24 protein-coding genes are annotated in these 21,845 nt (G+C 57.0%); 5 read left to right on the plus strand and 19 right to left on the minus strand.

The genetic code is table 11. The annotated features are described in order from the left end of the window. Positions 1-3: 3 nt before the first annotated feature. The 6 genes from ACR0D6_RS05330 to ACR0D6_RS05355 all read right to left on the minus strand — a co-directional run bounded on the left by ACR0D6_RS05330 (position 4) and on the right by ACR0D6_RS05355 (position 4,337). Positions 4-642, minus strand: a complete 639-nt coding sequence (locus ACR0D6_RS05330; RefSeq protein ID WP_480764755.1) for a glutathione S-transferase family protein — start codon at positions 640-642, stop codon at positions 4-6. A 276-nt stretch (positions 643-918) separates the two neighbouring features. Next, complete coding sequence (locus ACR0D6_RS05335) at positions 919-1,131, minus strand: hypothetical protein (protein WP_170651550.1); 213 nt, start codon at positions 1,129-1,131, stop codon at positions 919-921. 55 nt (positions 1,132-1,186) lie between these two features. Then, positions 1,187-2,968, minus strand: coding sequence for an acyl-CoA dehydrogenase C-terminal domain-containing protein (locus ACR0D6_RS05340; RefSeq protein ID WP_170651551.1), 1,782 nt, complete (start codon positions 2,966-2,968; stop codon positions 1,187-1,189). A gap of 45 nt (positions 2,969-3,013) precedes the next feature. After that, entirely contained in the window at positions 3,014-3,415 is a 402-nt protein-coding gene (locus tag ACR0D6_RS05345) for a MerR family transcriptional regulator (RefSeq protein ID WP_170651552.1), read from the minus strand. A 213-nt stretch (positions 3,416-3,628) separates the two neighbouring features. After that, positions 3,629-3,817, minus strand: coding sequence for a hypothetical protein (locus ACR0D6_RS05350; protein ID WP_170651553.1), 189 nt, complete (start codon positions 3,815-3,817; stop codon positions 3,629-3,631). Positions 3,818-3,968: 151 nt separating this feature from the next. Then, entirely contained in the window at positions 3,969-4,337 is a 369-nt protein-coding gene (locus ACR0D6_RS05355) for a MerR family transcriptional regulator (RefSeq protein WP_170651554.1), read from the minus strand. A gap of 116 nt (positions 4,338-4,453) precedes the next feature. Between ACR0D6_RS05355 and ACR0D6_RS05360 the strand changes: the two genes are divergently transcribed. The 3 genes from ACR0D6_RS05360 to ACR0D6_RS05370 are packed head-to-tail and all read left to right on the plus strand — an operon-like array spanning position 4,454 to position 6,715. Then, positions 4,454-4,873 carry a PaaI family thioesterase gene (locus ACR0D6_RS05360; protein ID WP_170651555.1) on the plus strand — a complete coding sequence of 140 codons (420 nt, stop codon included), beginning with the start codon at positions 4,454-4,456 and terminating at the stop codon, positions 4,871-4,873. Then, entirely contained in the window at positions 4,874-5,392 is a 519-nt protein-coding gene (locus ACR0D6_RS05365) for a PaaI family thioesterase (protein WP_170651556.1), read from the plus strand. A gap of 6 nt (positions 5,393-5,398) precedes the next feature. Next, positions 5,399-6,715 (plus strand): MATE family efflux transporter, encoded by a 1,317-nt coding sequence (locus tag ACR0D6_RS05370; protein WP_480764756.1) that lies wholly within the window; start codon positions 5,399-5,401, stop codon positions 6,713-6,715. A gap of 3 nt (positions 6,716-6,718) precedes the next feature. On the opposite strand, the gene arsC is transcribed toward ACR0D6_RS05370, so the two are convergent. Genes arsC through ACR0D6_RS05390 form a run of 4 tightly spaced genes read right to left on the minus strand, consistent with a single transcriptional unit; the run spans position 6,719 to position 8,878 of the window. Beyond that, entirely contained in the window at positions 6,719-7,060 is a 342-nt protein-coding gene (arsC, locus tag ACR0D6_RS05375; RefSeq protein ID WP_480764757.1) for an arsenate reductase (glutaredoxin), read from the minus strand. Then, on the minus strand, positions 7,057-8,115 hold the full coding sequence (locus ACR0D6_RS05380) for a quinone-dependent dihydroorotate dehydrogenase (protein ID WP_480764758.1): 1,059 nt from the start codon (positions 8,113-8,115) through the stop codon (positions 7,057-7,059). Before ACR0D6_RS05380 ends, arsC begins: the two co-directional genes overlap by 4 nt. After that, positions 8,112-8,543, minus strand: a complete 432-nt coding sequence (locus ACR0D6_RS05385; RefSeq protein ID WP_480764759.1) for a DUF1330 domain-containing protein — start codon at positions 8,541-8,543, stop codon at positions 8,112-8,114. Before ACR0D6_RS05385 ends, ACR0D6_RS05380 begins: the two co-directional genes overlap by 4 nt. Then, a complete protein-coding gene (locus tag ACR0D6_RS05390; protein ID WP_480764760.1) occupies positions 8,540-8,878 on the minus strand; it encodes a DUF952 domain-containing protein in 339 nt (112 codons plus the stop codon). Before ACR0D6_RS05390 ends, ACR0D6_RS05385 begins: the two co-directional genes overlap by 4 nt. 107 nt (positions 8,879-8,985) lie before the next feature. Between ACR0D6_RS05390 and ACR0D6_RS05395 the strand changes: the two genes are divergently transcribed. Beyond that, entirely contained in the window at positions 8,986-10,563 is a 1,578-nt protein-coding gene (locus ACR0D6_RS05395) for a bifunctional metallophosphatase/5'-nucleotidase (RefSeq protein ID WP_170651562.1), read from the plus strand. A gap of 56 nt (positions 10,564-10,619) precedes the next feature. On the opposite strand, the gene ACR0D6_RS05400 is transcribed toward ACR0D6_RS05395, so the two are convergent. Both ACR0D6_RS05400 and ACR0D6_RS05405 read right to left on the minus strand, forming a co-directional pair. Beyond that, positions 10,620-12,365: a tetratricopeptide repeat-containing sulfotransferase family protein gene (locus ACR0D6_RS05400; RefSeq protein ID WP_480764761.1), complete on the minus strand. Its 1,746-nt coding sequence runs from the start codon at positions 12,363-12,365 to the stop codon at positions 10,620-10,622. After that, the gene (locus ACR0D6_RS05405) at positions 12,335-12,691 is read right to left on the minus strand and encodes a hypothetical protein (RefSeq protein ID WP_480764762.1); all 357 of its coding nucleotides are present in this window, start codon (positions 12,689-12,691) and stop codon (positions 12,335-12,337) included. The genes ACR0D6_RS05400 and ACR0D6_RS05405 overlap by 31 nt, the downstream gene beginning before the upstream one ends. Between ACR0D6_RS05405 and mnmH the strand changes: the two genes are divergently transcribed. After that, complete coding sequence (mnmH, locus tag ACR0D6_RS05410; protein WP_480764763.1) at positions 12,690-13,742, plus strand: tRNA 2-selenouridine(34) synthase MnmH; 1,053 nt, start codon at positions 12,690-12,692, stop codon at positions 13,740-13,742. The genes ACR0D6_RS05405 and mnmH overlap by 2 nt on opposite strands. Here the strand turns inward: mnmH and selD are convergent. From selD to ACR0D6_RS05445, 7 genes are read right to left on the minus strand one after another with little or no spacing between them, the layout of a single operon-like run. Further along, a complete protein-coding gene (selD, locus tag ACR0D6_RS05415; RefSeq protein WP_480764764.1) occupies positions 13,733-15,892 on the minus strand; it encodes a selenide, water dikinase SelD in 2,160 nt (719 codons plus the stop codon). The genes mnmH and selD overlap by 10 nt on opposite strands. Before the next feature lie 5 nt (positions 15,893-15,897). After that, entirely contained in the window at positions 15,898-16,284 is a 387-nt protein-coding gene (locus ACR0D6_RS05420; protein ID WP_170651566.1) for a Na+/H+ antiporter subunit G, read from the minus strand. A gap of 7 nt (positions 16,285-16,291) precedes the next feature. Then, positions 16,292-16,561, minus strand: a complete 270-nt coding sequence (locus tag ACR0D6_RS05425; RefSeq protein WP_480450125.1) for a K+/H+ antiporter subunit F — start codon at positions 16,559-16,561, stop codon at positions 16,292-16,294. Then, positions 16,558-17,055 (minus strand): Na+/H+ antiporter subunit E, encoded by a 498-nt coding sequence (locus ACR0D6_RS05430; protein ID WP_480450123.1) that lies wholly within the window; start codon positions 17,053-17,055, stop codon positions 16,558-16,560. The genes ACR0D6_RS05425 and ACR0D6_RS05430 overlap by 4 nt, the downstream gene beginning before the upstream one ends. Continuing rightward, positions 17,055-18,599, minus strand: a complete 1,545-nt coding sequence (locus ACR0D6_RS05435) for a monovalent cation/H+ antiporter subunit D (protein ID WP_480450121.1) — start codon at positions 18,597-18,599, stop codon at positions 17,055-17,057. Before ACR0D6_RS05435 ends, ACR0D6_RS05430 begins: the two co-directional genes overlap by 1 nt. After that, positions 18,596-18,955 (minus strand): Na+/H+ antiporter subunit C, encoded by a 360-nt coding sequence (locus tag ACR0D6_RS05440; protein ID WP_170651569.1) that lies wholly within the window; start codon positions 18,953-18,955, stop codon positions 18,596-18,598. The genes ACR0D6_RS05435 and ACR0D6_RS05440 overlap by 4 nt, the downstream gene beginning before the upstream one ends. After that, a complete protein-coding gene (locus tag ACR0D6_RS05445; protein ID WP_480450120.1) occupies positions 18,955-21,825 on the minus strand; it encodes a monovalent cation/H+ antiporter subunit A in 2,871 nt (956 codons plus the stop codon). Before ACR0D6_RS05445 ends, ACR0D6_RS05440 begins: the two co-directional genes overlap by 1 nt. Positions 21,826-21,845: the final 20 nt, after the last annotated feature.

Raw genomic sequence — 21,845 nt, forward strand, 5'->3', positions numbered from 1 at the left:
TCCTCAAGCTCGATCCGACGGGTTGCCGGGCATCAGGTCATAGGGGTGTTTCCAGCCGGGCTGCTCGGACAAGCGGGTTAGCCAGGCGTCGATATGGGGCCAGTCGGCACGGTCAAAGCCGAAAGGTTCTGGGTAATAGAGGTAGCCGCAACAACTGATATCGGCATTTGTCACACCGTCGCCTACGATCCAGTCGCGACCTTCAAGGTGATCATTCAGCACCTGATAGGCTGCCTTCAGCCGACCCTGATTAAACGCAATGACATCGGGATTTTGGTGCTGCTCGGGAAGGAAGTTTATCAAAAAACGCGTCAATCCGGCCATTGAGCTAAGCTTGTGATTGTCCCACAGCACCCAGCGCAGAATGTCATAATTCTCTTCGCGCGATCCGCCACCAAACTTGCCGGATTTCTCAGTTACATAAGCCTGAATCGCACCTGACTGGCTGGTGCGGAAATCACCGTCGATCAGGACAGGGGCTTCGCCCATTTCGTTGACCTTTGCACGGTATTCCGGGGTGCGGGTTTCACCTTTGAAAAAGTCGACAAAGACCGGCTCCCAGTCCAGTCCGGACATTTCCAAAGCCAACGCCGCTTTGTATGAATTTCCACTTTCTCCGAAGCAATGCAGTTTGATCGTCATGCAATTACCCCTCCCAAGGTGCATGTGGTTAGGTTTGAATTGAGTATTTGTAAAAAGATGAAGAACCGGCGTTTACCTTTTATCAACCAGGGTCTGCTCCACTCGGCATGCGGTACAGGCTGGAGAGCCGATGGCCGCAAAAGGTGAAGTCGTCCCTGTCCTGATGGCGAGTGCGCCCGGTGGCAGGGGCGCGTCATGTCTTCATCTTTTCAAAAGTACTCCCGCCGGAGGCATCTGGTCTTGAAGCGTTTACAGGCAGCAATTTTACGTGTGCCCTCACCGTTTGCGCGCCTCTAGTTCGGAATTGAAGATACGCAGTCGGTGGGTCAGATTTTCCTCATCAATGACACTGTTGAAGTTCTCAAATAGGAAAGACAGCGCCTCACCCTCGTCCAGCCCGGCCTCTCGTGCGAACCCCTTTAGTTTGCGATATCCGTCCTCGGTCATTGCGATGGGAAAACGTCGGGTCAGGCGAAAGCGTTTTGGCATGTCTTGTCCTCTGGATGGCTGGTTCCGGATAACGGTATCCGGAACCAGACTGAGATCAGAAATTCGCCGCGTCCAGAGCCATAACCGTATCCGCGCCTGATTGAATTCGGGTCAGGTGCATAGCGGTGGCCGGCAGGCGGCGTGCCATGTAGTAGCGGCCAGTGTTGATTTTGGTTTCGTAGAACTCTTTGTCTGTTGCACCTGCGTCAAGCTTGGCTTGTGCAGCCTTCGCCATACGTGCCCATACCAGCCCCAGACAGACGTGCCCGAACATGTGCATGAAGTCGTAAGATCCGGCCAGCGCATTGTTCGGGTTCGTCATGCCGTTCTGCATGAAATACATTCCCGCTGCCTGCAGGTCCTTGGATGCGGCTTTCAGAGGTTCGATGAACGCCTTGTCATAAGCCTCGTCTTGGCCAGCGTTTTCCTTGCAAAAAGTTTTGACCATCTCAAAGAACGCCATGACGTGCTTGCCACCGTCCTGCGCCAGCTTGCGACCAACAAGGTCCAAAGCCTGAACGCCGTTGGCACCTTCATAGATCATGGCGATGCGGGCGTCGCGGGTGTATTGCGACATGCCCCATTCTTCGATGTAGCCGTGCCCGCCATAAACCTGTTGGGCCTGAACGGTCATGTCATAACCTTCGTCCGTCAAAAAGCCCTTGATGACCGGTGTCAGAAGCGAAATCAGGCCGTCGGCATCCTTGTCTCCGGAGCGATGCGCCTGGTCGAGCATTGTGGCGCCCCACAGAATGAAACCACGCGCGCCTTCCGTGAAGCTTTTTTGATCCATCAGGTTGCGGCGGATGTCAGGGTGCACGATCAGCGGGTCAGCCGGGCCGTCGGGATTTTTCACGCCTGTGACGTCACGCCCCTGCAGGCGGTCCTTGGCATACTCCAGCGCATTCTGGAATGCGGCTTCGGCCTGGCTGAGGCCCTGCATGCCGACGCCCAGACGCGCTTCGTTCATCATGGTGAACATCGCGCGCATGCCTTTGTGCTCTTCGCCCAACAGCCAGCCAGTGGCTTCGTCATAGTTCATGACGCAGGTCGAATTGCCGTGGATGCCCATCTTTTCCTCGATCTTGCCGACCGAGACACCGTTGCGTTCGCCCAGCGAACCGTCCTCTTTGATGAGGAATTTCGGCACGATGAACAACGATACGCCTTTGATCCCCTCGGGGCCGCCCGGGATTTTGGCCAGTACCAGATGGATGATGTTATCCGCCATGTCGTGATCGCCGGACGAGATAAAGATTTTCTGGCCGGAAATTTTGTAGCTACCGTCCCCCTGAGGTTCAGCCTTGGTACGCATCAGGCCCAGATCAGTACCACAATGCGGTTCGGTCAGGTTCATGGTGCCGGTCCATTCACAGCTGACCATGTTGGGCAGATAGGTATTTTTCTGCTCGTCAGTGCCATGCGCCAGAATGGCCGAGGCGGCGCCGTGGGTCAGGCCTTGATACATCACGAATGCCTGGTTCGCCGCCGAGAACATCTCTCCGACGGCCGACCCCAGAACGTACGGCATATTCTGTCCGCCGTATTCCTCGGGCATATCCAGGCCGGTCCATCCGCCTTCCTTCACTTGCTCGAACGCGTCCTTGAAACCCGTTGGCGTATAAACCACACCATTTTCCAACCGGCAGCCTTCGGTGTCGCCGACCACATTAAGTGGGTGGAGCACATTGCTTGCCAGCTTCCCGGCCTCCTCCAGCACGGCGCCGGTGAACTCGGCTTCCAACTCAGCGTAGCCGGGGATGTCGAGTTCCGAGACTTTCAACACTTCGTGCAGAATGAACTGGGTATCTTTTGTTGGCGCATTGTAGACGGGCATTGGGGGCTCCCTGATTATTCAAATGTACGGGGACGGGCGAGTGGATCACTCGGCCGCGTTTTTTTCCTGCTTCATCGAGGCGATCGCTTTTTCGCCCCATCTCAACTGTTCCTTCAGATCGTCAATCGCCTCATTCAGCTCGTCGCGGCGTGATTCCATATCAGCAAGGCGTTCACAGGCGATTTCGTATGTGCGCGTCATCTGGGTCAGCTGCTGGTCTCCGACGTGATAGAGGTCCAGAAGCTGGCGAATTTCCTCAAGGCTGAAGCCAAAGCGTTTGCCGCGCAGGATCAGTTTCAGGCGGGCGCGGTCACGCTTGGTGAACAGCCGCTTTTGTCCTTCGCGGATCGGAAACAGCAGCTCTTTGGCTTCGTAAAACCGCAAAGTGCGCGGCGTGACGTTGTATGACTCGCACATTTCGCGAATGGTCATCAGATCTTCGGTCATTGTTCAAACTCTCATCGCTTGCGTCTTGAACCATGAGTTGCGCAGTCGATGTCCCATTTACAACATGACATTGACGTTTACGTAATGCAGACGCTGCGTCACAAAATTGTTGACGTAAGATCAATTCACGTAAAGCGACGTGGGAGTAGTTTTATTTCGTCGCGAACATGGGTGTTCGCACCGTTTCCAGTGGAATTGGATTGGTTTTGCGGACTATCGGGCCGTGCCACCGCGCGAGCCGGAATAATGATCGCGCCTAGCCTGACGCCTTGCCCTAACCTGAGCATCCCACTCTTCCTGGGAAACACCGGGCGGTGCTGTGCCGTACCCAGAGGGGCCGACATCGCACCCAGCGGTTATGGCGGTAATTGCGCAAAGAAACAGGGCTTGTGTGAATTTCATCATCGGTTCTCCGATCACTCACTGCCGGTCAGGCGTGTATGAAAGTCCGCATGACCGGCCAAAATACCGGTATCAGCATGCGATGAGGAATTAATCCAATCAACCTGCGACGAGCACAGCTAACGATCAAGTGAGGCTTCGTCAGAAACGCTTAGCCCAGTATTTTTGAGGTCTGGTCGCGAAGCCGCTGCAACTCTTCCATGGCTTCGTCCAGTTGCTGCCGCTGCTGGCGCAGTTCATCCATCTGGCGGTCGGCCATTTCAACAAAGGTCGCCATCTGCGCCTCGTTCCCCTGATCTTCGTAGATCAGCAGCCACTGACGAATCTCTTCCAGAGGGAAGCCGAATTTGCGCCCTCGCATGATCAGTTTCATTCGAGCACGCTCGCGGGCTCCGTAAAACCGGGATCGGCCTTCGCGATCCGGCTGCAGCAGCTCGATATATTCATAGTAGCGCAGGGTACGCGGAGTTACATCGAACTCGGCACACATCTCTTTGAATGACAAACGGTTGTCGGACATTCCTGTTCTCCTCGCGTGCAACCTAGGGCGTCGCGGCGGCAAGCGCAACAGGTGGGCTTGCCCTTTGCGCGGCCCGCGGCTCATAAAGGGGTAACGAGAGGACAGGACCAAACCGAATGGCCGATAAAACAGTACTTGCACGTCAATTCATCGAAGCGATCCCGCATGCAAAGGCCCTGGGGTTGACCCTGACGCACATTGGCGAGGGCGAAGCGGAAATATCCATGCCCTATAATGAGGATCTGATAGGCGACCCCAGAACCGGCGTCATCCACGGTGGGGCAGTATCGGCGATGCTTGATACGTGTTGCGGCGCGGCGGTGATGAGCCACCCTTCGGCACCGGGCGGCACTGCAACCATTGATTTGCGAATCGACTACATGCGTGCCGCGACGCCCGGACAAAGCATCACCACTCGCGCAACCTGTTACCAAATCACCCGCAATGTGGCCTTTGTACGGGCCACTGCAATGGACGATGATCAGGAACGTCCGGTAGCCGCTGCATCTGGCGCTTTCACCGTGGAGGGTCGTTAAATGGCGCGCCCCCGTCCCGAACCAATGCAGGTCGTCAAACAACGCCGCGACGGTGCGCTCAAGGCACTTGTCGAAGGGGTGCCGTATATCCGGTTCCTCAACATCAGTTTTGACCGCCGCGGCGACGAACTGACTGGTGTGCTGAACTTTGATGAGAAGCTGATTGGAAACCCTTTTCTGCCTGCAATTCATGGCGGCGTGACCGCTGCATTTCTTGAGGTGACCGCAGTCATAACCCTCAGCTGGGAACATTTGTTTCCGAAAATCGAAAGCGGGGAGATCGACGCCAGCGAAATTCTGAATGACGAGAGCATCCGCTTTCCGAAAACCATTGATTTCACAGTGGACTATCTTCGCTCAGGTTTGCCGCGAGATGCCTACGCAAGGGCCTTTATCAACCGGGCAGGGCGGCGATATGCGTCCGTTCGGGTCGAAGCGTGGCAGGACAATCACGCCAAACTGTTTGCGCAGGGAACCGGCCATTTCCTGATGCCGCAACCTCGAACCACCAAAGCCTGAGAAAACATGCAGGACTCGTCTGCGCCCATCACGCACCGGCGGGTACTGAAGATCGCGCTGCCCATTGTTTTGTCCAATGCCACCGTTCCGATTCTGGGTGCGGTGGATACTGGCGTGGTCGGGCAAATGGGACAGGCCGCGCCGATTGGCGCCGTTGGTATTGGCGCGGTGATATTGGCCTCGATCTATTGGATTTTTGGCTTTCTCCGGATGGGCACGACCGGTCTGGCAGCCCAAGCCCGGGGTTCAGGTGATACTGCGGAAACGGGCGCCTTGCTCATGCGTGGCCTGATGCTGGGCGTCACTGCCGGGGTCGTGTTTATTCTGGCGCAAGTTGCTGTTTTCTGGGGAGCGTTTTCCCTGGCCCCTGCCAGTGCTGAAGTCGAGGCTTTGGCGCGGGATTATCTTGAAATCCGCATCTGGGGTGCTCCGGCCACCATTGCGCTTTATGCGGTTACCGGCTGGTTGATCGCGGTCGAGCGGACGCGCGGTGTGTTTGTCCTGCAAATCTGGATGAACGGGTTGAACATCCTGCTCGACCTTTGGTTTGTTCTTGGTCTGGGATGGGGTGTCGAAGGCGTCGCCACGGCCACATTGATTGCAGAGTGGACCGGTTTGGCCTTGGGACTGTGGCTTTGCAGGGATGCCTTTGGCGGAAACCAGTGGAGGGATTGGCCCCGAATTTTCGATCCTGCCCGTTTGCGCCGCATGTTACAGGTCAATGCCGACATCATGGTGCGCTCGGTGTTGTTGACGGGGTCGTTTACGACTTTCCTGTTCGTCGGTTCAGATCTGGGCGACGTTAACCTTGCCGCAAATCAGGTGCTTTTGCAGTTTCTGGAAATCACGGCCTTCGCTCTGGATGGTTTTGCGTTTTCAGCTGAAGCATTGGTTGGCAGCGCTGTTGGCGCAAAAGACCGTCATCAGGTCCGGCGCGCATCTATCATGGCCTCACAGTGGGGCGCGGGTGGCGCAGTTGCACTGGGAGTGACGTTCTTTCTTGCCGGGCCGGTTCTCATCGACATAATGTCGACCTCGCCTGAAGTTCGGGCGGCTGGTCGGGAATTCCTGTTTTGGGCGGCAATCGCGCCGGTTGTGGGGGTTGCCAGCTGGATGTTCGACGGAATTTATATTGGTGCCACGTGGACACGAGATATGCGGCAGGCAATGATCCAGTCGGTCGCCATATACGTCGTCGCGCTATTCATTCTGGTTCCGACCTTTGGCAACCACGGTTTATGGGCAGCGCTTATGGTTCTGAACATCGCCCGCGGTCTGACATTGGGACTGCGTTACCCCAGACTTGAGGCCCGTGTGACCTGAACCTTAAATCAGGTCCAACAACCTTTCGGTCGGCCGCCCGATTACCGCTTTGCCACCTGAAATTGCCAATGGTCGTTCAATGAGTATGGGGTTCGCGGCCATTGCCCTGATCAGTGTTTCGTCGGAATCTGTCTTTGACAGATTGAGTTCCCTGAACAGTTTCTCGCCGGTTCGCATCATATCAACGGCTGGGACATTCAATGCCTGTTGCGCGGCTTTCAATTCCGGTTCTGAAGGTGCGTCCTCAAGATATTTTCGAACGGTCAAATCGACCCGACGCTCTTCCAACAGCGCCAGCCCGGCACGAGACTTCGAACAACGAGGGTTATGCCAGTATTCGATCAAAGCCAGTCCTTTCGTTTGGTGCCGACTGCCTCGGCCACGTTTGCAAAACCGTCACGGGCCAAAAGCTGATCCAGACCTTGTGCAATTTCAGCGGCCAGTGAAACACCACCAAAAACCATCGCCGTATAAAACTGTACTGCGGACGCACCTGCCTGAATTTTGGCGTAAGCTTGTTCCGCCGAACCAATACCACCAACCCCGATCAACGGGATGTCTCCGCCTGTCAATTGACTCAGGCGGGCCAGCACGCGGGTCGATTTTTCAAAAAGAGGTTCGCCCGACAGCCCACCTGCCTCGTTGCTGTGGCTGCTTTTCAACCCTTCACGGGAAAGCGTTGTGTTTGTTGCGATCACGGCATCAACACCAGTTTCGCGCGCCACTTCGGCAATGTCCTCAATCTCGGCGTCTGACAGATCCGGGGCGATTTTGAGAAAAATCGGCAAGCCTCGCGTCAGGCCGTTGCGGGTTTGAACCACGCCGGCAAGAAGGGCGCTCAGTGCCTCTTTGCCCTGCAGGTCCCTTAGTTTTTCAGTGTTGGGCGAAGAGACATTGACCGTCGCAAAATCCAGATGATCCGCGCAATGGGCCAGCACTTTGGCAAAGTCACCAGAGCGGTCGGTGCTGTCTTTGTTTGCGCCCAGATTTAGGCCGATGACGGCGTCCGAGGGGCGGTTAGCAAGCCGCCGGGCCATCACCTCCATCCCTTCGTTGTTAAAGCCAAAGCGATTTATTGCGGCGCTGTCTTCGGTCAGACGAAACAGGCGAGGCTTGGGGTTGCCGGGCTGCGGGCGGGGTGTCACTGCACCAACTTCAATAAACCCAAAGCCCGAACGGGAGAGGGGGGCCAAAGCCTCGCCGTTCTTGTCAAAGCCAGCGGCAAGCCCAACCGGATTGGGAAGGTCCAGACCCGCGACCGTGGTGCGCAAACGCGATGAGGTCACCGGCCCAGGAGTTGGTATCAGGCCTGACTTCAGGGCCTTGATGGACAATCCATGCGCTACCTCGGGGTCCAGCCTGTGCAGGGTTGCCAGCCCAAGTTTCTCGACCAGTTTCATCCAAACGACTTCCCGCTATCGGCAGGGGCACATCGGATCAGGCGTGAAGTTTCCACCGCCGCCTGTCGGTGAACCACCGCTTTTCTATATTCAGGGTCCGTCACCATCTCAAGAAAGGCGTTTACGGTTGGGTAGCGTGCAACAAATATCTCGTCCCAATCTTCGGAATCAGGCCCGATGAGAACGGTCTGAAAAACCCCACGCCAGACGATTGAGGCCCCAAGGCGCGCAATGATCGGCGCCGTCTCGGCCCCGTAGCGCCCATAGGCTTCGGCCCCGGTCAGATCGGAACCGGCCAAAACGTGCCCTTCGGGGTAGGCGGCCTTTGCGCGGAATTTCACGAGATTCAGCATCTCGATCGGCTGATCGCGGTCCAGCGCCTTGAACGTTTCGAACTGCTCGCGCTCGGGGTCTACATAGTTGCTCATTTCATATCCTCGGGAAATCTGTGTACGCCATCCTCAAACGGAAGGGGGGCAGACCAAACCACATCCGTCAGCCTAATATTGCGGTACAGATGGGGAAAAAGCGCACCGCCTCGCGAGGGTTCCCATTTCAGATCGTCGCCCAGGGTTTCGCTGTCACAGGCCAGAAGGGTTAACCCCTTTTCCCCGGCAAAGTGTTTTGCCGCAGTTTCTGCGGCCTGTTCCGCCGTTGAAAAATGGACGTACCCATCGGCCACGTCGATTGGCGCACCCGAGGTTTCCCCGCATTTCTGCAGGTCATTCCATTCATCGGCCCGGAAAATCTTGTAAATCAGCATGTGGTTCTGATGCCTTGCGCAACGTCCGGAATCAAGTCGCATTTCCCTGTTTGACTCTTTCCCGCTGCCAGCGCACGATTTCCGCAATCAACTTCAGGGAGATATACATGTTCACCCGTTTTCTGGCTTCTGCTGCCATTCTCGGCCTGACCGCAGGTATGGCCGCTGCCGAGTACAAACTGACCATTCTGCACACAAATGACTTTCACGCCCGGTTCGAGCCGATCAACAAGTATGACAGCGCCTGCGATTCCGAAGACAATGCCGAAGGCAAGTGCTTTGGCGGTTCGGCCCGCCTTGTGACCGCGGTTCAGGATGCGCGTGAACGCGCCGGGAACTCGATCCTCGTGGATGGGGGCGACCAGTTTCAGGGGTCGTTGTTCTACACGTACTACAAGGGGCAGATGGCTGCCGAGTTCATGAACCGCTTGGGTTACGATGCGATGACCGTCGGCAACCACGAATTCGACGATGGGCCGGAAGTGTTGCGTGGATTTGTCGATACCGTGGATTTTCCGGTTCTGATGTCAAACGCGGATATCCGGGATGAGGAACTGCTAACCGACAAGATCAAGAAATCGACGGTGATCGAGGTGGGCGGCGAAAAGATCGGCTTGATCGGACTGACGCCCGAAGACACCCATGAATTGGCCTCACCCGGCCCGAACGTCAAGTTCAGCGATCCGGTTCCGGCAGTGCAGGCCGAAGTGGACAAGCTGACTGCCGAAGGCGTCAACAAGATCATCGTACTCAGCCACTCGGGCTATGGGGTGGATCAACGCGTCGCGCAGGAGACCAGCGGCGTGGACGTGATCGTGGGCGGTCACTCGAATACATATCTGTCCAACGTTTCCGAAAAGGCGGCCGGGCCTTACCCGACGGTAGTCAACGGTGTTCAGATCGTGCAGGCCTATGCCTACGGGAAGTTTTTGGGCGAGTTGAACGTGACCTTTGATGACGAGGGGAACGTGGTCGAGGCGGCAGGTGAGCCGCTGATCATGGACAACACGGTGACCGAGGATACCGCTGCGCTGGAGCGCATAGCGGAACTTGCCAAGCCGCTAGATGAAATCCGCAACAAAGTGGTGGCAAATGCGGCAGCCCCCATCGAAGGTGACCGCTCGGTCTGTCGGGTTCAGGAATGCGAAATGGGCAACCTTGTCGCTGATGCTATGCTGGATCGGGTGGCTGATCAGGGTGTGACAATCGCGATTGCCAACTCCGGCGGTTTGCGGGCATCGATTGACCCTGGCGACGTGACCATGGGCGAAGTTCTTACCGTTCTGCCATTCCAGAACACTCTCTCGACCTTTGAAATCAGCGGCCAAGGGGTCATCGACGCACTGGAAAACGGCGTTAGCCAGGTGGAAGAGGTCAAGGGCCGCTTCCCGCAGGTGGCTGGTCTTACATTCACCTGGGACCCGGCGATTGCACCGAATGAGGGGCGGGTGACCGAGGTCATGGTGGCTGACGGCGACAACTTCGTTCCCATCGATCCGGCAGCGACCTATCTGGTGGTGACCAACAACTATGTCCGCAACGGCGGCGATGGCTATTCGGTATTTTCGGGCGACGACAAAAACGCCTATGATTTCGGGCCTGATCTGGCGGATGTGACGGCAGAATACCTAGCCGCGAACGCACCGTACCAGCCCTATCTGGATGGTCGTATCCAACAGAAATAAATTTGCAAAAGGCCAGAGCGGCACTGCGAAGCCGCTCTGCACCGTGGATTGGAAATTCACTCTAGGTTTGGCCAAAGTGATTTATCCAGTCCCTCGATAAATGGCGCGAGCATTTTCTCATGCTCGCGCCACGCACCTACTGACCGGGAGTGTACAGGTTGCCTTACCTGAGTGGCGCTGAGCGTCAAAACCGCTCCGGCCGATTCATGAGGGCGGGTCATGCTCTCCAACCATTCCAACTCACAGAATTCTGCGATCCGTCGGCTGCTGGTGTCGATATCGGCTACCAAATCCTCATAGCTGACATCCAAAATTTGTTCGGGAAAAACGTTCGTCCAGTGATTTGCCAGAGCCGCATACTGATTGAATTTATGCGCCATCGCTTTTAGATCGTATGCGTAAGACAAGGCCGATCCGGAAAAATGCGCCTGCCAAAGCGACAACGCCAGATCACGGGGATCACGACGCATGTTGATGATCCTGCAACCCGGTAACGAGTTTATCAAAAAGCCGACCAGTCGATAATTCTCTGGCATCTTGTCAACACGAACGGTGGCGTTTTGGCTTTGGGCTGGCTGATCGGCATCATAAGAAATGCGAAATTCACTCTGCTCATCCGGCCCGAAAGGCTTGCCACTGTTAATCACAGGGGCAAGCAGACGTCCCGCGGAGTTTCGTTCGCCCAGAGAAAAAACACTCGGGTGGCAAGCAAGTACCGCTTCCACCAAAGTCGTACCCGAGCGAGGCAAGCCGACAATAAAAACCGGTCGAGGGCTGCCGCTTCCATGCGGTTCGCTAGGAACGGGATGGCTCTGAAAACGCTCAATCAAAGATGAAGTCAGATTATCTTCATATTCCGGATTGTAAGGGTGAAACGCTGCCAGATTTTCGTTGGCCTGACGTACATAGGCGGCGAAGTCACCTGAATTCGAAGAGGATTTGGCGATGGTAGCCAAAGCGAAATTCAGGCTCGCTCTGTCAATGCTAGGGTTTTCGGCGACCTTAAGCGCCTTTTTAGCTTCGGCTGAGATTCTTTCGCCGAATTTATCCGCGCTTAGCCTAGCCAGTTTCTCCAGTGCGGATGGTTGGCCGGGTTTCAGTTCCAGAATCGTCAGGCAGGTGTCAACGGCCTCTTCCGTCTGACCGGTTTCCTCCTGATGAGCGGCAAATCGTAACTGCGCAGATACGTTTTCCGGATCAATTTTTATAGCAGCACGGATGGCCTTGTCCGCTTCGTCGTGCCGCCCAGAACGGGCCAGAAGTTGGGAGATATCAACCAAAGCTTCGATACGATTTGGTTCAACCGCCAGAATTCGCTCATAATCGGCGATTGCCTCAGCCTCTTTCCCGAGTGCCATATGAATCCGCGCTCGCATCGAAATTGCGCGTAGATTCTCGGGACTGGCCGTGGCAACAATGTTGACTTGGTCAAGGGCAGTTTGCGCATTGCCGTTGGCCAGACAGGCCTCGGCCTTTAGGAACCTTGCGGCAGTGTCTTTGGGATTTTTCTTCAACAAATCATCCAATTGCACCAAAGCTGCTCCGGGACGGTTCAAGAATATCAATTCCTGACCTAGATTGCGCCGAGCATCGTGAAATGCAGGCGCCAGCTTCAACGCCTTTTGAAAGTGCAGGACAGCCTCTTTATGATGTCCTTTCGCGCTGGCAGCTATCCCGGCAATGTTCTGAAACTCGGGGCGGTCGGGGAATTGCTTTATCCCACGCAAAGCGTGCTTCCGAGCAGTCGCAAACTGCCCGGACTTTACGGCGTTCAGCGCTTTTTCAATGAGGTTTTGATACATGTCCGAAAGTCTTTGCTATTGAGCAATGTAACGGAAGTATGACGCTGAGCTTGCTGAGACAAGGCGAGAATGAATGATGATTTCAGCCAAAGCAGAAAATGATCATCGGCATATGCCGACGATAGGCTGGAAAAGATGCGGCGTAATGATTTACGCCGGGTTGTGAGAACGTTTTGGTTTTTTTCGCGTTGTGTGTGCCAAAAACTCCATCTGGCAAGCGGATCAGGGTTGATCACGCTGATCGAATACAATGCAATTTGTTGGTGCAGGCCTGCGAAAGTTCTGACCCTTTCCCTTTTACACGGCGCGCGATACACCGCATCCATGGCCTTGAAATTCAATACTCTGCCTGAACTTTACGGGCATGCCTTTGACACGGTGATCGACGTGCGCAGCCCGGCAGAATACGCCGAGGATCACCTGCCGGGCGCTATCAGCCTGCCGGTTCTGGACAATGACGAACGCGCCCGGGTTGGCACTATTTACGTGCAGCAAAGCCCTTTTCTGGCAAGAAAACTGGGTGCGGCGCTGGTGTTTCGCAACGCAGCCAACCACATCGAAAACAGCCTGAGTCACCACGAAGGCGCATGGCGGCCGCTGGTCTATTGCTGGCGTGGCGGTCAACGCTCGGGTTCGTTTACATGGATGCTGCAACAGATTGGCTGGCGCGCCGAGGTGGTCGACGGCGGGTACCGAACCTATCGTCGTCTGGTGAACCGGTATCTCTATGATGACCCGCTGCCGCACCGCCTGATCGCGCTGGACGGCTATACCGGAACCGCCAAGACCGACCTGCTTGCGACCTTGCACGCAAGGGGGGTGCAGGTTGTGGATCTTGAGGCGCTGGCAAATCACCGGGGGTCGCTGCTGGGCGAAAAACCCGGGGGCCAGCCAAGTCAAAAGGCCTTTGAGTCTGCCGTGGCGGCCGCCTTTTGCAAGCTTGATCCTGCCCGCCCTGTTATTGTCGAAGCGGAGTCATCAAAGATCGGCGAACGCATTTTGCCGCCCAGCCTCTGGTCGGCTCTTCGCAGCGCGCCAAGAATTGAAATCCACGCCTCAATTGCTGCGCGCACGGACTATCTGGTCTCGGCCTATAACGATATTCTGAGTGACGCCGAAAGGTTACGGGATCGCCTGTCCCCGCTGCGATTTCACAAAGGGCACGAGGTGGTGGATGAATGGCTAAGCCTGATTGACGCGGGGGACAAGCACGCGCTGACCCGCGCGCTAATGGAACAGCATTATGACCCTGCCTACGCAAAGTCCCGAAAGGCGCACAAGGCCTTGGCGGTGGCTAGGATCGACGTTCCGGCGTTGGATGATAAAGCGTTGCAGCTGGCAGCAAAGCAGATCGAGGAATTTCTGGATCAGATTTGAATACGCAATCCCGGTTCTGCAGTCATCTTTCCGATGATCACAGCCGGATAGCCCGCGTTTTGCAACTGGTTCAGGACTTCTTCGGCTTGTTGCGCAGGGACGGCCGCCAGCAAACCGCCTGCGGTTTGTGGGTCATACAGCAAATCGGCCTTATCCCCTGTCGGCAAGTCAGGTGCGATGGCCCGGTTGTCAGCAAAAATGCTGGAGCGGACGCCTTGCCGGGCAAGCGACAGTGCTCCTTTCATCAGGGGAATGGCATCCAGGTCGACAATTGCCCCGCATCCCGATGCGTCGCACATTCCCTTCAGATGGCCAGCCAGTCCAAAACCGGTGACATCTGTCATTGAGTCCGCCGATGACAGAATGCGGGCTGCTTCGCCTTGCGGCTGGCTCATGTGATCATATGCTGCGGCCACCCAGGCGCCGTCGGCTTTTCCAGCCATCTCGGCCGCCATCAGCACCCCGCTGCCAAGTGGTTTGGTCAGTACCAGCATGTCACCCGGCCGGGCACCAGACAGCGTGATCGGTTCAGCGTCACACAGGCCAGTCAGAGTGAACCCGATCGTCATCTCGTCACCCAGAGAGCTGTGCCCGCCCACGATCTCAGCTCCGGCTGACTTAATCACTTCCGTGGCGACCGTCATTATCTCGGCCATCGTTCTGTGCTGCAATTCAGTCGACATGCGCGGCAGGATGATCGTTACCGTTGCGGCCTGCGGCTGCGCGCCCATTGCCCAGATGTCGCCAAGTGCGTGAACAGCAGCAATGCGAGTCATAGTGGCCGGGTCGTTGGTGAGGCCGCGCAAGTGGTCCGTCGTCATCACTTGTCTGAGCCCACCGGTGGTCAACAGGGCGGCATCGTCGCCCGGCAGGGGAATGACATCTGAACGCTCAGGTGCTGGCATGCCCTTCAGCGCCGACCGCAACGCGCCGCGCCCGACCTTGGCCCCACACCCTCCGCACAGCGGTTTGTCTCCGATGGCTTCGCGAAGGCCCGCCGCATGGGCGCCGGGTAGCGCAGGTGTTGCCATCTGAGGCAATTCGCGGAACCGGTTCATAAAGTTCTGATCGATACGGTCTTTCCATCGCCACATCAGGGGGCCGCTGAACGAGGTTCCAAGCCGTTCCGCCAGAGCCGATTTTCCGCCCAGCGACACGAGTTTCAGATAGTCCTTTTGCGGGCGGTATCGCCGTATTTTTCCCGCACCCAGAACCGCTCGCAGATTGTCGTACAAAACCGGCGCCTCACGCACCGCGTAAACGCCTGCTTTGGGGCGGGGATTGCTACTCAGGTGGGCGCAGTCCCCGGCCGCAAACACACCGGGATCGCTGGACTGGAGATAGTCGTTCACCGCAACATACCCCTCGTGCAACGCCAACCCGGTATCGGCAATCCACCCGTGTGGCCGTGCGCCTGCTGCACCAGTGACAAAATCTGCCTCGATACGGCGCCCGTCGCTGAGTTGCAGGTGGTCCGCGGCCACCTTGGTAACCTCGCAGTGTTCGATGATTTCGATCCCCAGATCACCCATCGAGCGCCGGATTGTAGCGCTGGCTTTCGGGCTGGTCGCAGACAACGCCGCTGCACTGTCGATCAGTGTTACCTGTGCTGGCCGACCGCGGGTCCTCAGTGCATAAGCCATGGCCAGCACCAACTCGGCCCCCGCCACGCCGCCGCCAATCACCGCGACAGAGGCCGGGCCGTCGCTGGCAAGGTAGTCTTTCCATCGGGCCGCGAAAGGACCAAGTGGCTTGGCGGGGACAGCATGTTCAGCAAAGCCCGGCAGCGTTGGCATGTCAGAGGTGATGCCGACATTGACCGAGGCCACATCGAACGCAATCGGTGGACGGCCCGGCACATGCACCTGACGGCGGTCCAGATCAATTCCCTCGACACCACCCAAAATTACGCGTGCATCAGCAAAGCGTGCCAGGCGGACCAGATCGATGTCCAGGTCCTCTCGCGTGTAGTGGCCAGCGACAAACCCCGGCAGCATCCCCGAGTAGGGTGCGGTAGGACCGGTGTTGATCACAGTGAGCCGAGCCCCCGGCAAAGGGTTCATGCCCCATTTCCTGAGAACCAGCGCATGAGTGTGTCCCCCGCCGATCAGTACCAGATCGCGGGTCAATGGCAGAGGTGGCGTGTGCATCTGATTCAGTTCGTGCTGTGATCCGGTACGTCTTCGGCCTGCTCGACCGCGTGCGTTGCCCAAAGTTCATCTTCGCCTGCGTCCGGCAGGTTTTCAGGCTTTTCATGCCGGTGGATGTGCCATTTTGCAATGAACAGGGCCGTGATCGGTGCGGTTAGAAACAGGAACAGGGTGATCAGAAGTTCATGCAGCGACAGGTGTGGTTCGAGCAGAAGGGAATGAAAGATAGATGCAAGCAGTACGCCGCCCACGCCTAGCGTCGTTGCCTTGGTTGGGGCGTGCAGCCGTGACATCGGATCCTTCAGCTTGATCATTCCGAACGATCCGACAAAGCCGAAGATACCCGAGACGATCAGGAAAAAGGCGATCAGGAATTCGAAGATATATGCCATTCCGCCCTCACTCGATGATATTGCCGCGCAGCATGAACCGCGCATAAGCCACGGTTGAAACAAAGCCCAGCATGGCAATGATCATTGCGGCCTCAAAGAATATTTCCGTTCCCAGTCTCAACCCGTACAGGATCATTAGCGCGATCGTGTTGATCACCATCGTATCCAGCGCCAGAACGCGGGTTCCGACACCTTCGGCGGTAATGATCCGCCACAGGCACATCATGATGGCAGCACCAAAACAGGCGAAGGTGAAATAGATTGCATAGGTGATCATTCGAAAATCTCCTTCAATCGGCGCTCATAGCGGCTTTTGATCTGGTCCCGCACGGCATCGGGATCAGGGGCGTCAAGGCAATGCACCAGCAGGTTGTGCCCCTGCGCCGACAAATCGCAACTGACCGTACCCGGCGTCATGGTGATCGTGCCGGCAAGCACCGTAATCGCCTCGGGTGTACGCAGTTCCAGCGGGACGCAGATCCAGTTCGGCTCACGCGCCGCATCCCGCTTGAACAGGATGATCCGGGCGACCGTGATGTTCGCAATTACGATATCCCACAGCACAACCAGTATGTATTCAACGATCATCGGCCAGTTGCGCAGCTTTGGACGGTCGGGCCAGTAGGGTTGTGTGATGAATGGAATAACAATCCCCAGTATCAGGCCGAATACAAGTGAATTGAGCGATGGCGAGTTCGCCAGCAGCATCCAGACCAGCGTCAATAGAATGGTCAGGTGGGGATGAGGGAATACCCGGCGTAGCAGTTTCATCATTCTTCCCCTCCCAGTACGGCAGAAATGTATTGCTCAGGTGCGAACAATTGCGCTGCTGTATTTCTGGAATATTCCAGCGCGGGCCCTGCGAACAGGGTCAGCAGCACCAGACCCAAGACGGCACCGAAAATGGCGGTAAATGCCAGACCGGGCTGTGGTTCCGGTGCGGGCAGGGCAACGACCTCTTCCTCGTTTTCGGGGTCTTGTTCGGTATTGTGCTGCTCGTCATGGCTTTTCCAGAAGATCAGAGAGCCCGCCCGGGCGAGGCCCACGATGGTCACGAAGGACCCGATCAGGATCACGGCCCAGACCGCGTTGGCGTCGGTTGCGTCACGTGATGCGTCCAGCACAAGCAGTTTGCCGATGAAACCGGACAGCGGTGGCATCCCGGCCATGGCGATGGCACCCACAAAGAACAGGGCCGAGATCAGCCCGCTTTGCGGCATCGGAGGTTTCGGCTCGATGCTGCCGCCCTGACGCTCCATCACCAGATCGGCGACCAGGAACAACAAAGCGGTCGCCAAGGTCGAATGGACGATATAGTACAACGCGGCGGCGGTCGCCGCTTCGCTGAACAACGAGATGGCAATCAGCAGCGTCCCCATCGAAGCGATGGCGCAAAAGGCCACCATGCGCGCGATGTGGCGGGCACCCAGTATGCCGATTGTTCCCACCGCCAGAGTAAGCAACGCCGCAGGTTGCAACCAGTCGCCAACCAGACCTTCAGTGATGGAAACGTCCGGGCCGAATACCAGCGTGTAGACCCGCAGGATCGAATACGCGCCGACTTTGGTCATGATCGCGAACAGGGCGGCCACAGGCAGCGGCGCGTTGGCGTAACTGGCGGGCAGCCAGAAATGCAGCGGTAAAACAGCGGCTTTGATACAGAACACCAGTAGCAAAAGAACGGCGCCGACCCGTATCAGTGCCGTATCTTCGGTCGGCAGCTCTGCCACCCTGACGGCCATGTCGGCCATGTTCAGTGTCCCGGTAACAGAGTAGATGGTGCCAAGCGCGAAAAGGAACAGGGTCGAACCCAGAAGGTTGTAGGTAACATATTGCACGCCTGCCTTCAGCCGGACCGCGCCCCCGCCATGGGTCATCAAACCATAGGATGCGATCAGCAGAACTTCGAAGAACACGAACAGGTTGAATGCATCACCAGTCAGGAATGCACCGCAGACGCCCATCAGCTGGAACTGGAACAACGCGTGGAAATGTTTACCTCTGTCGTCCCATCCTGACGCGATGGCATATAGTACGATCGGTATGGCCAGAAGCGCCGTCAACAGCACCATCATGGCTGACATTCGGTCAAGGACCAGGACGATTCCGAACGGGGCAGGCCAGTCGCCCAGTTCGTATACGTGAATATCCCCGCCCGACGCTTGCGCTGTAATCGTTAGCGCGATGCCCAGCAGGCCCACAACGCCTGCGACCGAGAAGATGCGTTGAAGGTCCAGATGATAACGCAGGACCATGATGATGAACGGGGCCAGGATCGCCGGAAGGACGATGGGCGCAACGATCCAGTGGTTCATGCGTCTTCTCCCGGCGCGTCCACGCTGTCCTGCGCGGTCATGTCGATATGATCATCCTTTGACGACAGATAGGCGCTGAGCGCGATCATTACGATGACCGCAGTCATTCCGAACGAGATCACGATGGCCGTCAGCACCAGCGCCTGTGGCAAGGGATCGGTGTAGGGCACATCCTCGTATTTGTTCAGAACCGCAGGTGCATTCAGGGCCAGCCGGCCTGTTGCGAACAGGAACACGTTCACCGCGTAGGTCAGCAGTGACAGGCCCAGAATGACCGGGAAAGTGCGGCGACGCAGGATCAGAAATATCCCGGCGGCGGTCAGAACGCCTACGGCAGAGGCAACCAGCGCTTCCATCAGGCCTGCTCCTTTTCTTGTTCTTCTTCAGGCTGATCGTCCCTCAGCGGGTTGATGTCCATCGGGAATTCCTGCGCCATGCCGGGCTGCCAAGCAAAACGCGACAGACTGTCGAGAGCCAGCATGACCGCACCCAGAACCGCCAGGAACACGCCCGTGTCGAACAGCATCGCCGTCGCCCACTCGAATTCTTCCAGCGGTGGCCAGTGAAGATAGCCGAAATCGCTGGTCAGGAAAGGCCGTTCATTGAACCATGCTCCCAGTCCTGTTGCCGCCGCGATCAGTACGCCCCAGCCAATGGTGCCGTGATAGTAGAAACGCTGCCGTTCGATGGCCCAGGTGTAACCGCTGGCCATGTATTGCATGAGATAGGCGATGGCGACGATCAGACCGGCGATGAAGCCGCCTCCGGGCTGGTTATGGCCGCGGAAGAAGATATAGGCGCCAACCATCAGTGCGATGGGCATCATTACGCGGGTGGCGACAACCATCATCAGCGGATGTGAGTCGCCGGATTGTGGCCAGTGCGGTTTACGGTTCAGCAGATAGGCGCGAACGTTTGTGGAAAGAACACTCTCTGTCAGGGCAAAGATAACCAGCGCGGCGATGCCCAGCACGATGATCTCGCCAAAGGTATCAAAGCCCCGGAAATCGACCAGGATCACGTTGACCACATTGGTCCCGCCACCGCCTTTGTACGAATTGGCCAGATGGAAATCCGAGATCGTCGGAAAGGCAAAGTCGCGCATCATCAGCGCATAGATCAGCCCGCCTGAGCCGATCCCGGCCACGACCGAAATGGCAGCGTCCCGCCAACGTCGCGCTGCGGAACTGTCCCACGGGGTTTCTGTCGGCATGAAATTCAGCGACAGCAGCAACAGGATCATCGTCACCACTTCGACCGAAATCTGGGTCAGTGCCAGATCGGGGGCCGAAAGATAGTTGAACGCCATTGATACGATCAGGCCGACAACGCCGATCAGGACCAGCGACAACAGGCGGTTGCGGTGGAACCACATGATGGCCAGGGTCGCGCCGACCAGACAGACCCAGCCGATGATCGGAATGATCGGTGCAGGCAACGGAACACGGGTTTCAATGCCGATGGAGCCGGTGGAATAGGCGTAATATCCCAGGCCCACGGTAAAGGTGATCATGATAATCGCGTAGCGGCTGATGACACCATTGTGCAACTCGTCCGTGATCCAGCGGCTCAGGGCTGTAAATCCGTGAATAACGGCATCAAAAATCGTCTTGGCTTCGGGTCGCGGCAGTGCGTTCCAAATCTGCTCGCCACGACGATGCAGGGACAACAGGAACAACCCTCCCACCGTTGCAACCGCCGACATGTAAAGTGCAGGGGTGAAACCATGCCAAAGCTTCAGTGAGTAATAGGGCAGCTTTTCGCCCCCGATCACAGCGCTGGATACCACGGCGACCAGTGGCCCCACGATTGCATTGGAATACAAGCCGATCAGCACCACGAGCACCACTAGGAAAGCAGGTGCCAGCCACATACCCACGGGTGGATCATGCGGATGCGCGGGATAATCGTTACGTTCGGGGCCAAGGAATACATGCCCGATGAACCGGAACGAATAGGCGGCGGAAAACAACGCCGCCAGCAGCGCCAGACCGGGCACCAGATAGTGTGAATTCAGCCAGGTCGTATGGACCGTCTCCTCCAGCATCATCTCCTTGGACAGGAACCCGTTCAGCGGCGGAAGACCGGCCATGGACAGGGCCGCGATACCCGCGATGGTAAAGGTGATCGGCATCAGGTGCCGCAACCCGCCCAGCCGTTTGATGTCGCGGGTGTGTGCCTCGTGATCGACGATGCCCGCCGTCATGAAGAGGGCCGCCTTGAAGGTCGCGTGGTTGATGATGTGGAAAATGGCCGCGACGGCGGCAATTTTGGTGCCAAAGCCCAGCAGCATTGTCACCAGTCCCAGATGCGATACGGTCGAAAACGCCAGCAGCGCTTTCAGATCGTCCTTGAACAGAGCAATTACAGCCCCGATCAGCATGGTCACCAGACCGGTTGTCGCCACGATATAAAACCACGCATCGGTGCCCGACAGGACCGGCCACATGCGCGCCATAAGGAACAGGCCCGCTTTTACCATCGTGGCAGAGTGCAGATAGGCCGACACCGGTGTCGGCGCGGCCATCGCGTGTGGCAGCCAGAAGTGAAACGGGAATTGCGCGGATTTGGTGAAACACCCCAACAGGATCAAAACCAGTGCAGGCAGGTAATAGGGGGATGCCTGAATGAGTTCGCGATTTTCAAGGATCACACTGAGGTCATAAGACCCCACGATATTGCCAAGGATCAGCATACCCGCGATCATCGCCAGCCCGCCCGAACCGGTAACCGCAAGTGCCATACGCGCGCCTTGCCGTCCCTCGGGCAGGTGTTTCCAATACCCGATCAGCAGGAACGAGCTGAGAGAGGTTAGCTCCCAGAAAACAAGTAATAACAGGATGTTGTCGCTAAGAACAATTCCGACCATCGCGCCCTGAAACAGCAGCAAATAGGTATAGAACTGACCCATCGGATCTTCTCGTGACAGGTAGAACCGCGCATAGAGGATGATCAGCAGGCCGATGCCAAGGATCAGCCCGGCAAACAGAAAACCCAGCCCATCCAGCATGAAATTCGCGTTCAGCCCCAGACCGGGAATCCAGTCGAAATGGGCTGTGACCACCTCGCCACGCATGACCGCAGGCGTGTGAATCAGCAAACCGGCAAAGGCCAGAAAACTTGTTAACCCCGCCGACGATGCGGCTGCATTTCGTCCGGCACGGATCAACAGGGCCGGAAAGACAGCTCCGAGAAAAGGAAGGGCCGCGATAAGGAATAGGGACAAGTGCGATACTCCGGTCTGGG

It is taken from the genome of Ruegeria sp. BJ6 (assembly GCF_056537885.1).

What these genes read in the sequence shown, in the direction of transcription:
- ACR0D6_RS05330 (WP_480764755.1), bottom strand. Translation starts at nt 642, where the DNA reads ATGACGATCAAACTGCATTGCTTCGGAGAAAGTGGAAATTCATACAAA.
- ACR0D6_RS05335 (WP_170651550.1), bottom strand. Translation starts at nt 1,131, where the DNA reads ATGCCAAAACGCTTTCGCCTGACCCGACGTTTTCCCATCGCAATGACC.
- ACR0D6_RS05340 (WP_170651551.1), bottom strand. Translation starts at nt 2,968, where the DNA reads ATGCCCGTCTACAATGCGCCAACAAAAGATACCCAGTTCATTCTGCAC.
- ACR0D6_RS05345 (WP_170651552.1), bottom strand. Translation starts at nt 3,415, where the DNA reads ATGACCGAAGATCTGATGACCATTCGCGAAATGTGCGAGTCATACAAC.
- ACR0D6_RS05350 (WP_170651553.1), bottom strand. Translation starts at nt 3,817, where the DNA reads ATGAAATTCACACAAGCCCTGTTTCTTTGCGCAATTACCGCCATAACC.
- ACR0D6_RS05355 (WP_170651554.1), bottom strand. Translation starts at nt 4,337, where the DNA reads ATGTCCGACAACCGTTTGTCATTCAAAGAGATGTGTGCCGAGTTCGAT.
- ACR0D6_RS05360 (WP_170651555.1), top strand. Translation starts at nt 4,454, where the DNA reads ATGGCCGATAAAACAGTACTTGCACGTCAATTCATCGAAGCGATCCCG.
- ACR0D6_RS05365 (WP_170651556.1), top strand. Translation starts at nt 4,874, where the DNA reads ATGGCGCGCCCCCGTCCCGAACCAATGCAGGTCGTCAAACAACGCCGC.
- ACR0D6_RS05370 (WP_480764756.1), top strand. Translation starts at nt 5,399, where the DNA reads ATGCAGGACTCGTCTGCGCCCATCACGCACCGGCGGGTACTGAAGATC.
- ACR0D6_RS05380 (WP_480764758.1), bottom strand. Translation starts at nt 8,115, where the DNA reads ATGAAACTGGTCGAGAAACTTGGGCTGGCAACCCTGCACAGGCTGGAC.
- ACR0D6_RS05385 (WP_480764759.1), bottom strand. Translation starts at nt 8,543, where the DNA reads ATGAGCAACTATGTAGACCCCGAGCGCGAGCAGTTCGAAACGTTCAAG.
- ACR0D6_RS05390 (WP_480764760.1), bottom strand. Translation starts at nt 8,878, where the DNA reads ATGCTGATTTACAAGATTTTCCGGGCCGATGAATGGAATGACCTGCAG.
- ACR0D6_RS05395 (WP_170651562.1), top strand. Translation starts at nt 8,986, where the DNA reads ATGTTCACCCGTTTTCTGGCTTCTGCTGCCATTCTCGGCCTGACCGCA.
- ACR0D6_RS05400 (WP_480764761.1), bottom strand. Translation starts at nt 12,365, where the DNA reads ATGTATCAAAACCTCATTGAAAAAGCGCTGAACGCCGTAAAGTCCGGG.
- mnmH (WP_480764763.1), top strand. Translation starts at nt 12,690, where the DNA reads ATGGCCTTGAAATTCAATACTCTGCCTGAACTTTACGGGCATGCCTTT.
- ACR0D6_RS05405 (WP_480764762.1), bottom strand. Translation starts at nt 12,691, where the DNA reads ATGGATGCGGTGTATCGCGCGCCGTGTAAAAGGGAAAGGGTCAGAACT.
- selD (WP_480764764.1), bottom strand. Translation starts at nt 15,892, where the DNA reads ATGCACACGCCACCTCTGCCATTGACCCGCGATCTGGTACTGATCGGC.
- ACR0D6_RS05420 (WP_170651566.1), bottom strand. Translation starts at nt 16,284, where the DNA reads ATGGCATATATCTTCGAATTCCTGATCGCCTTTTTCCTGATCGTCTCG.
- ACR0D6_RS05425 (WP_480450125.1), bottom strand. Translation starts at nt 16,561, where the DNA reads ATGATCACCTATGCAATCTATTTCACCTTCGCCTGTTTTGGTGCTGCC.
- ACR0D6_RS05430 (WP_480450123.1), bottom strand. Translation starts at nt 17,055, where the DNA reads ATGAAACTGCTACGCCGGGTATTCCCTCATCCCCACCTGACCATTCTA.
- ACR0D6_RS05435 (WP_480450121.1), bottom strand. Translation starts at nt 18,599, where the DNA reads ATGAACCACTGGATCGTTGCGCCCATCGTCCTTCCGGCGATCCTGGCC.
- ACR0D6_RS05440 (WP_170651569.1), bottom strand. Translation starts at nt 18,955, where the DNA reads ATGGAAGCGCTGGTTGCCTCTGCCGTAGGCGTTCTGACCGCCGCCGGG.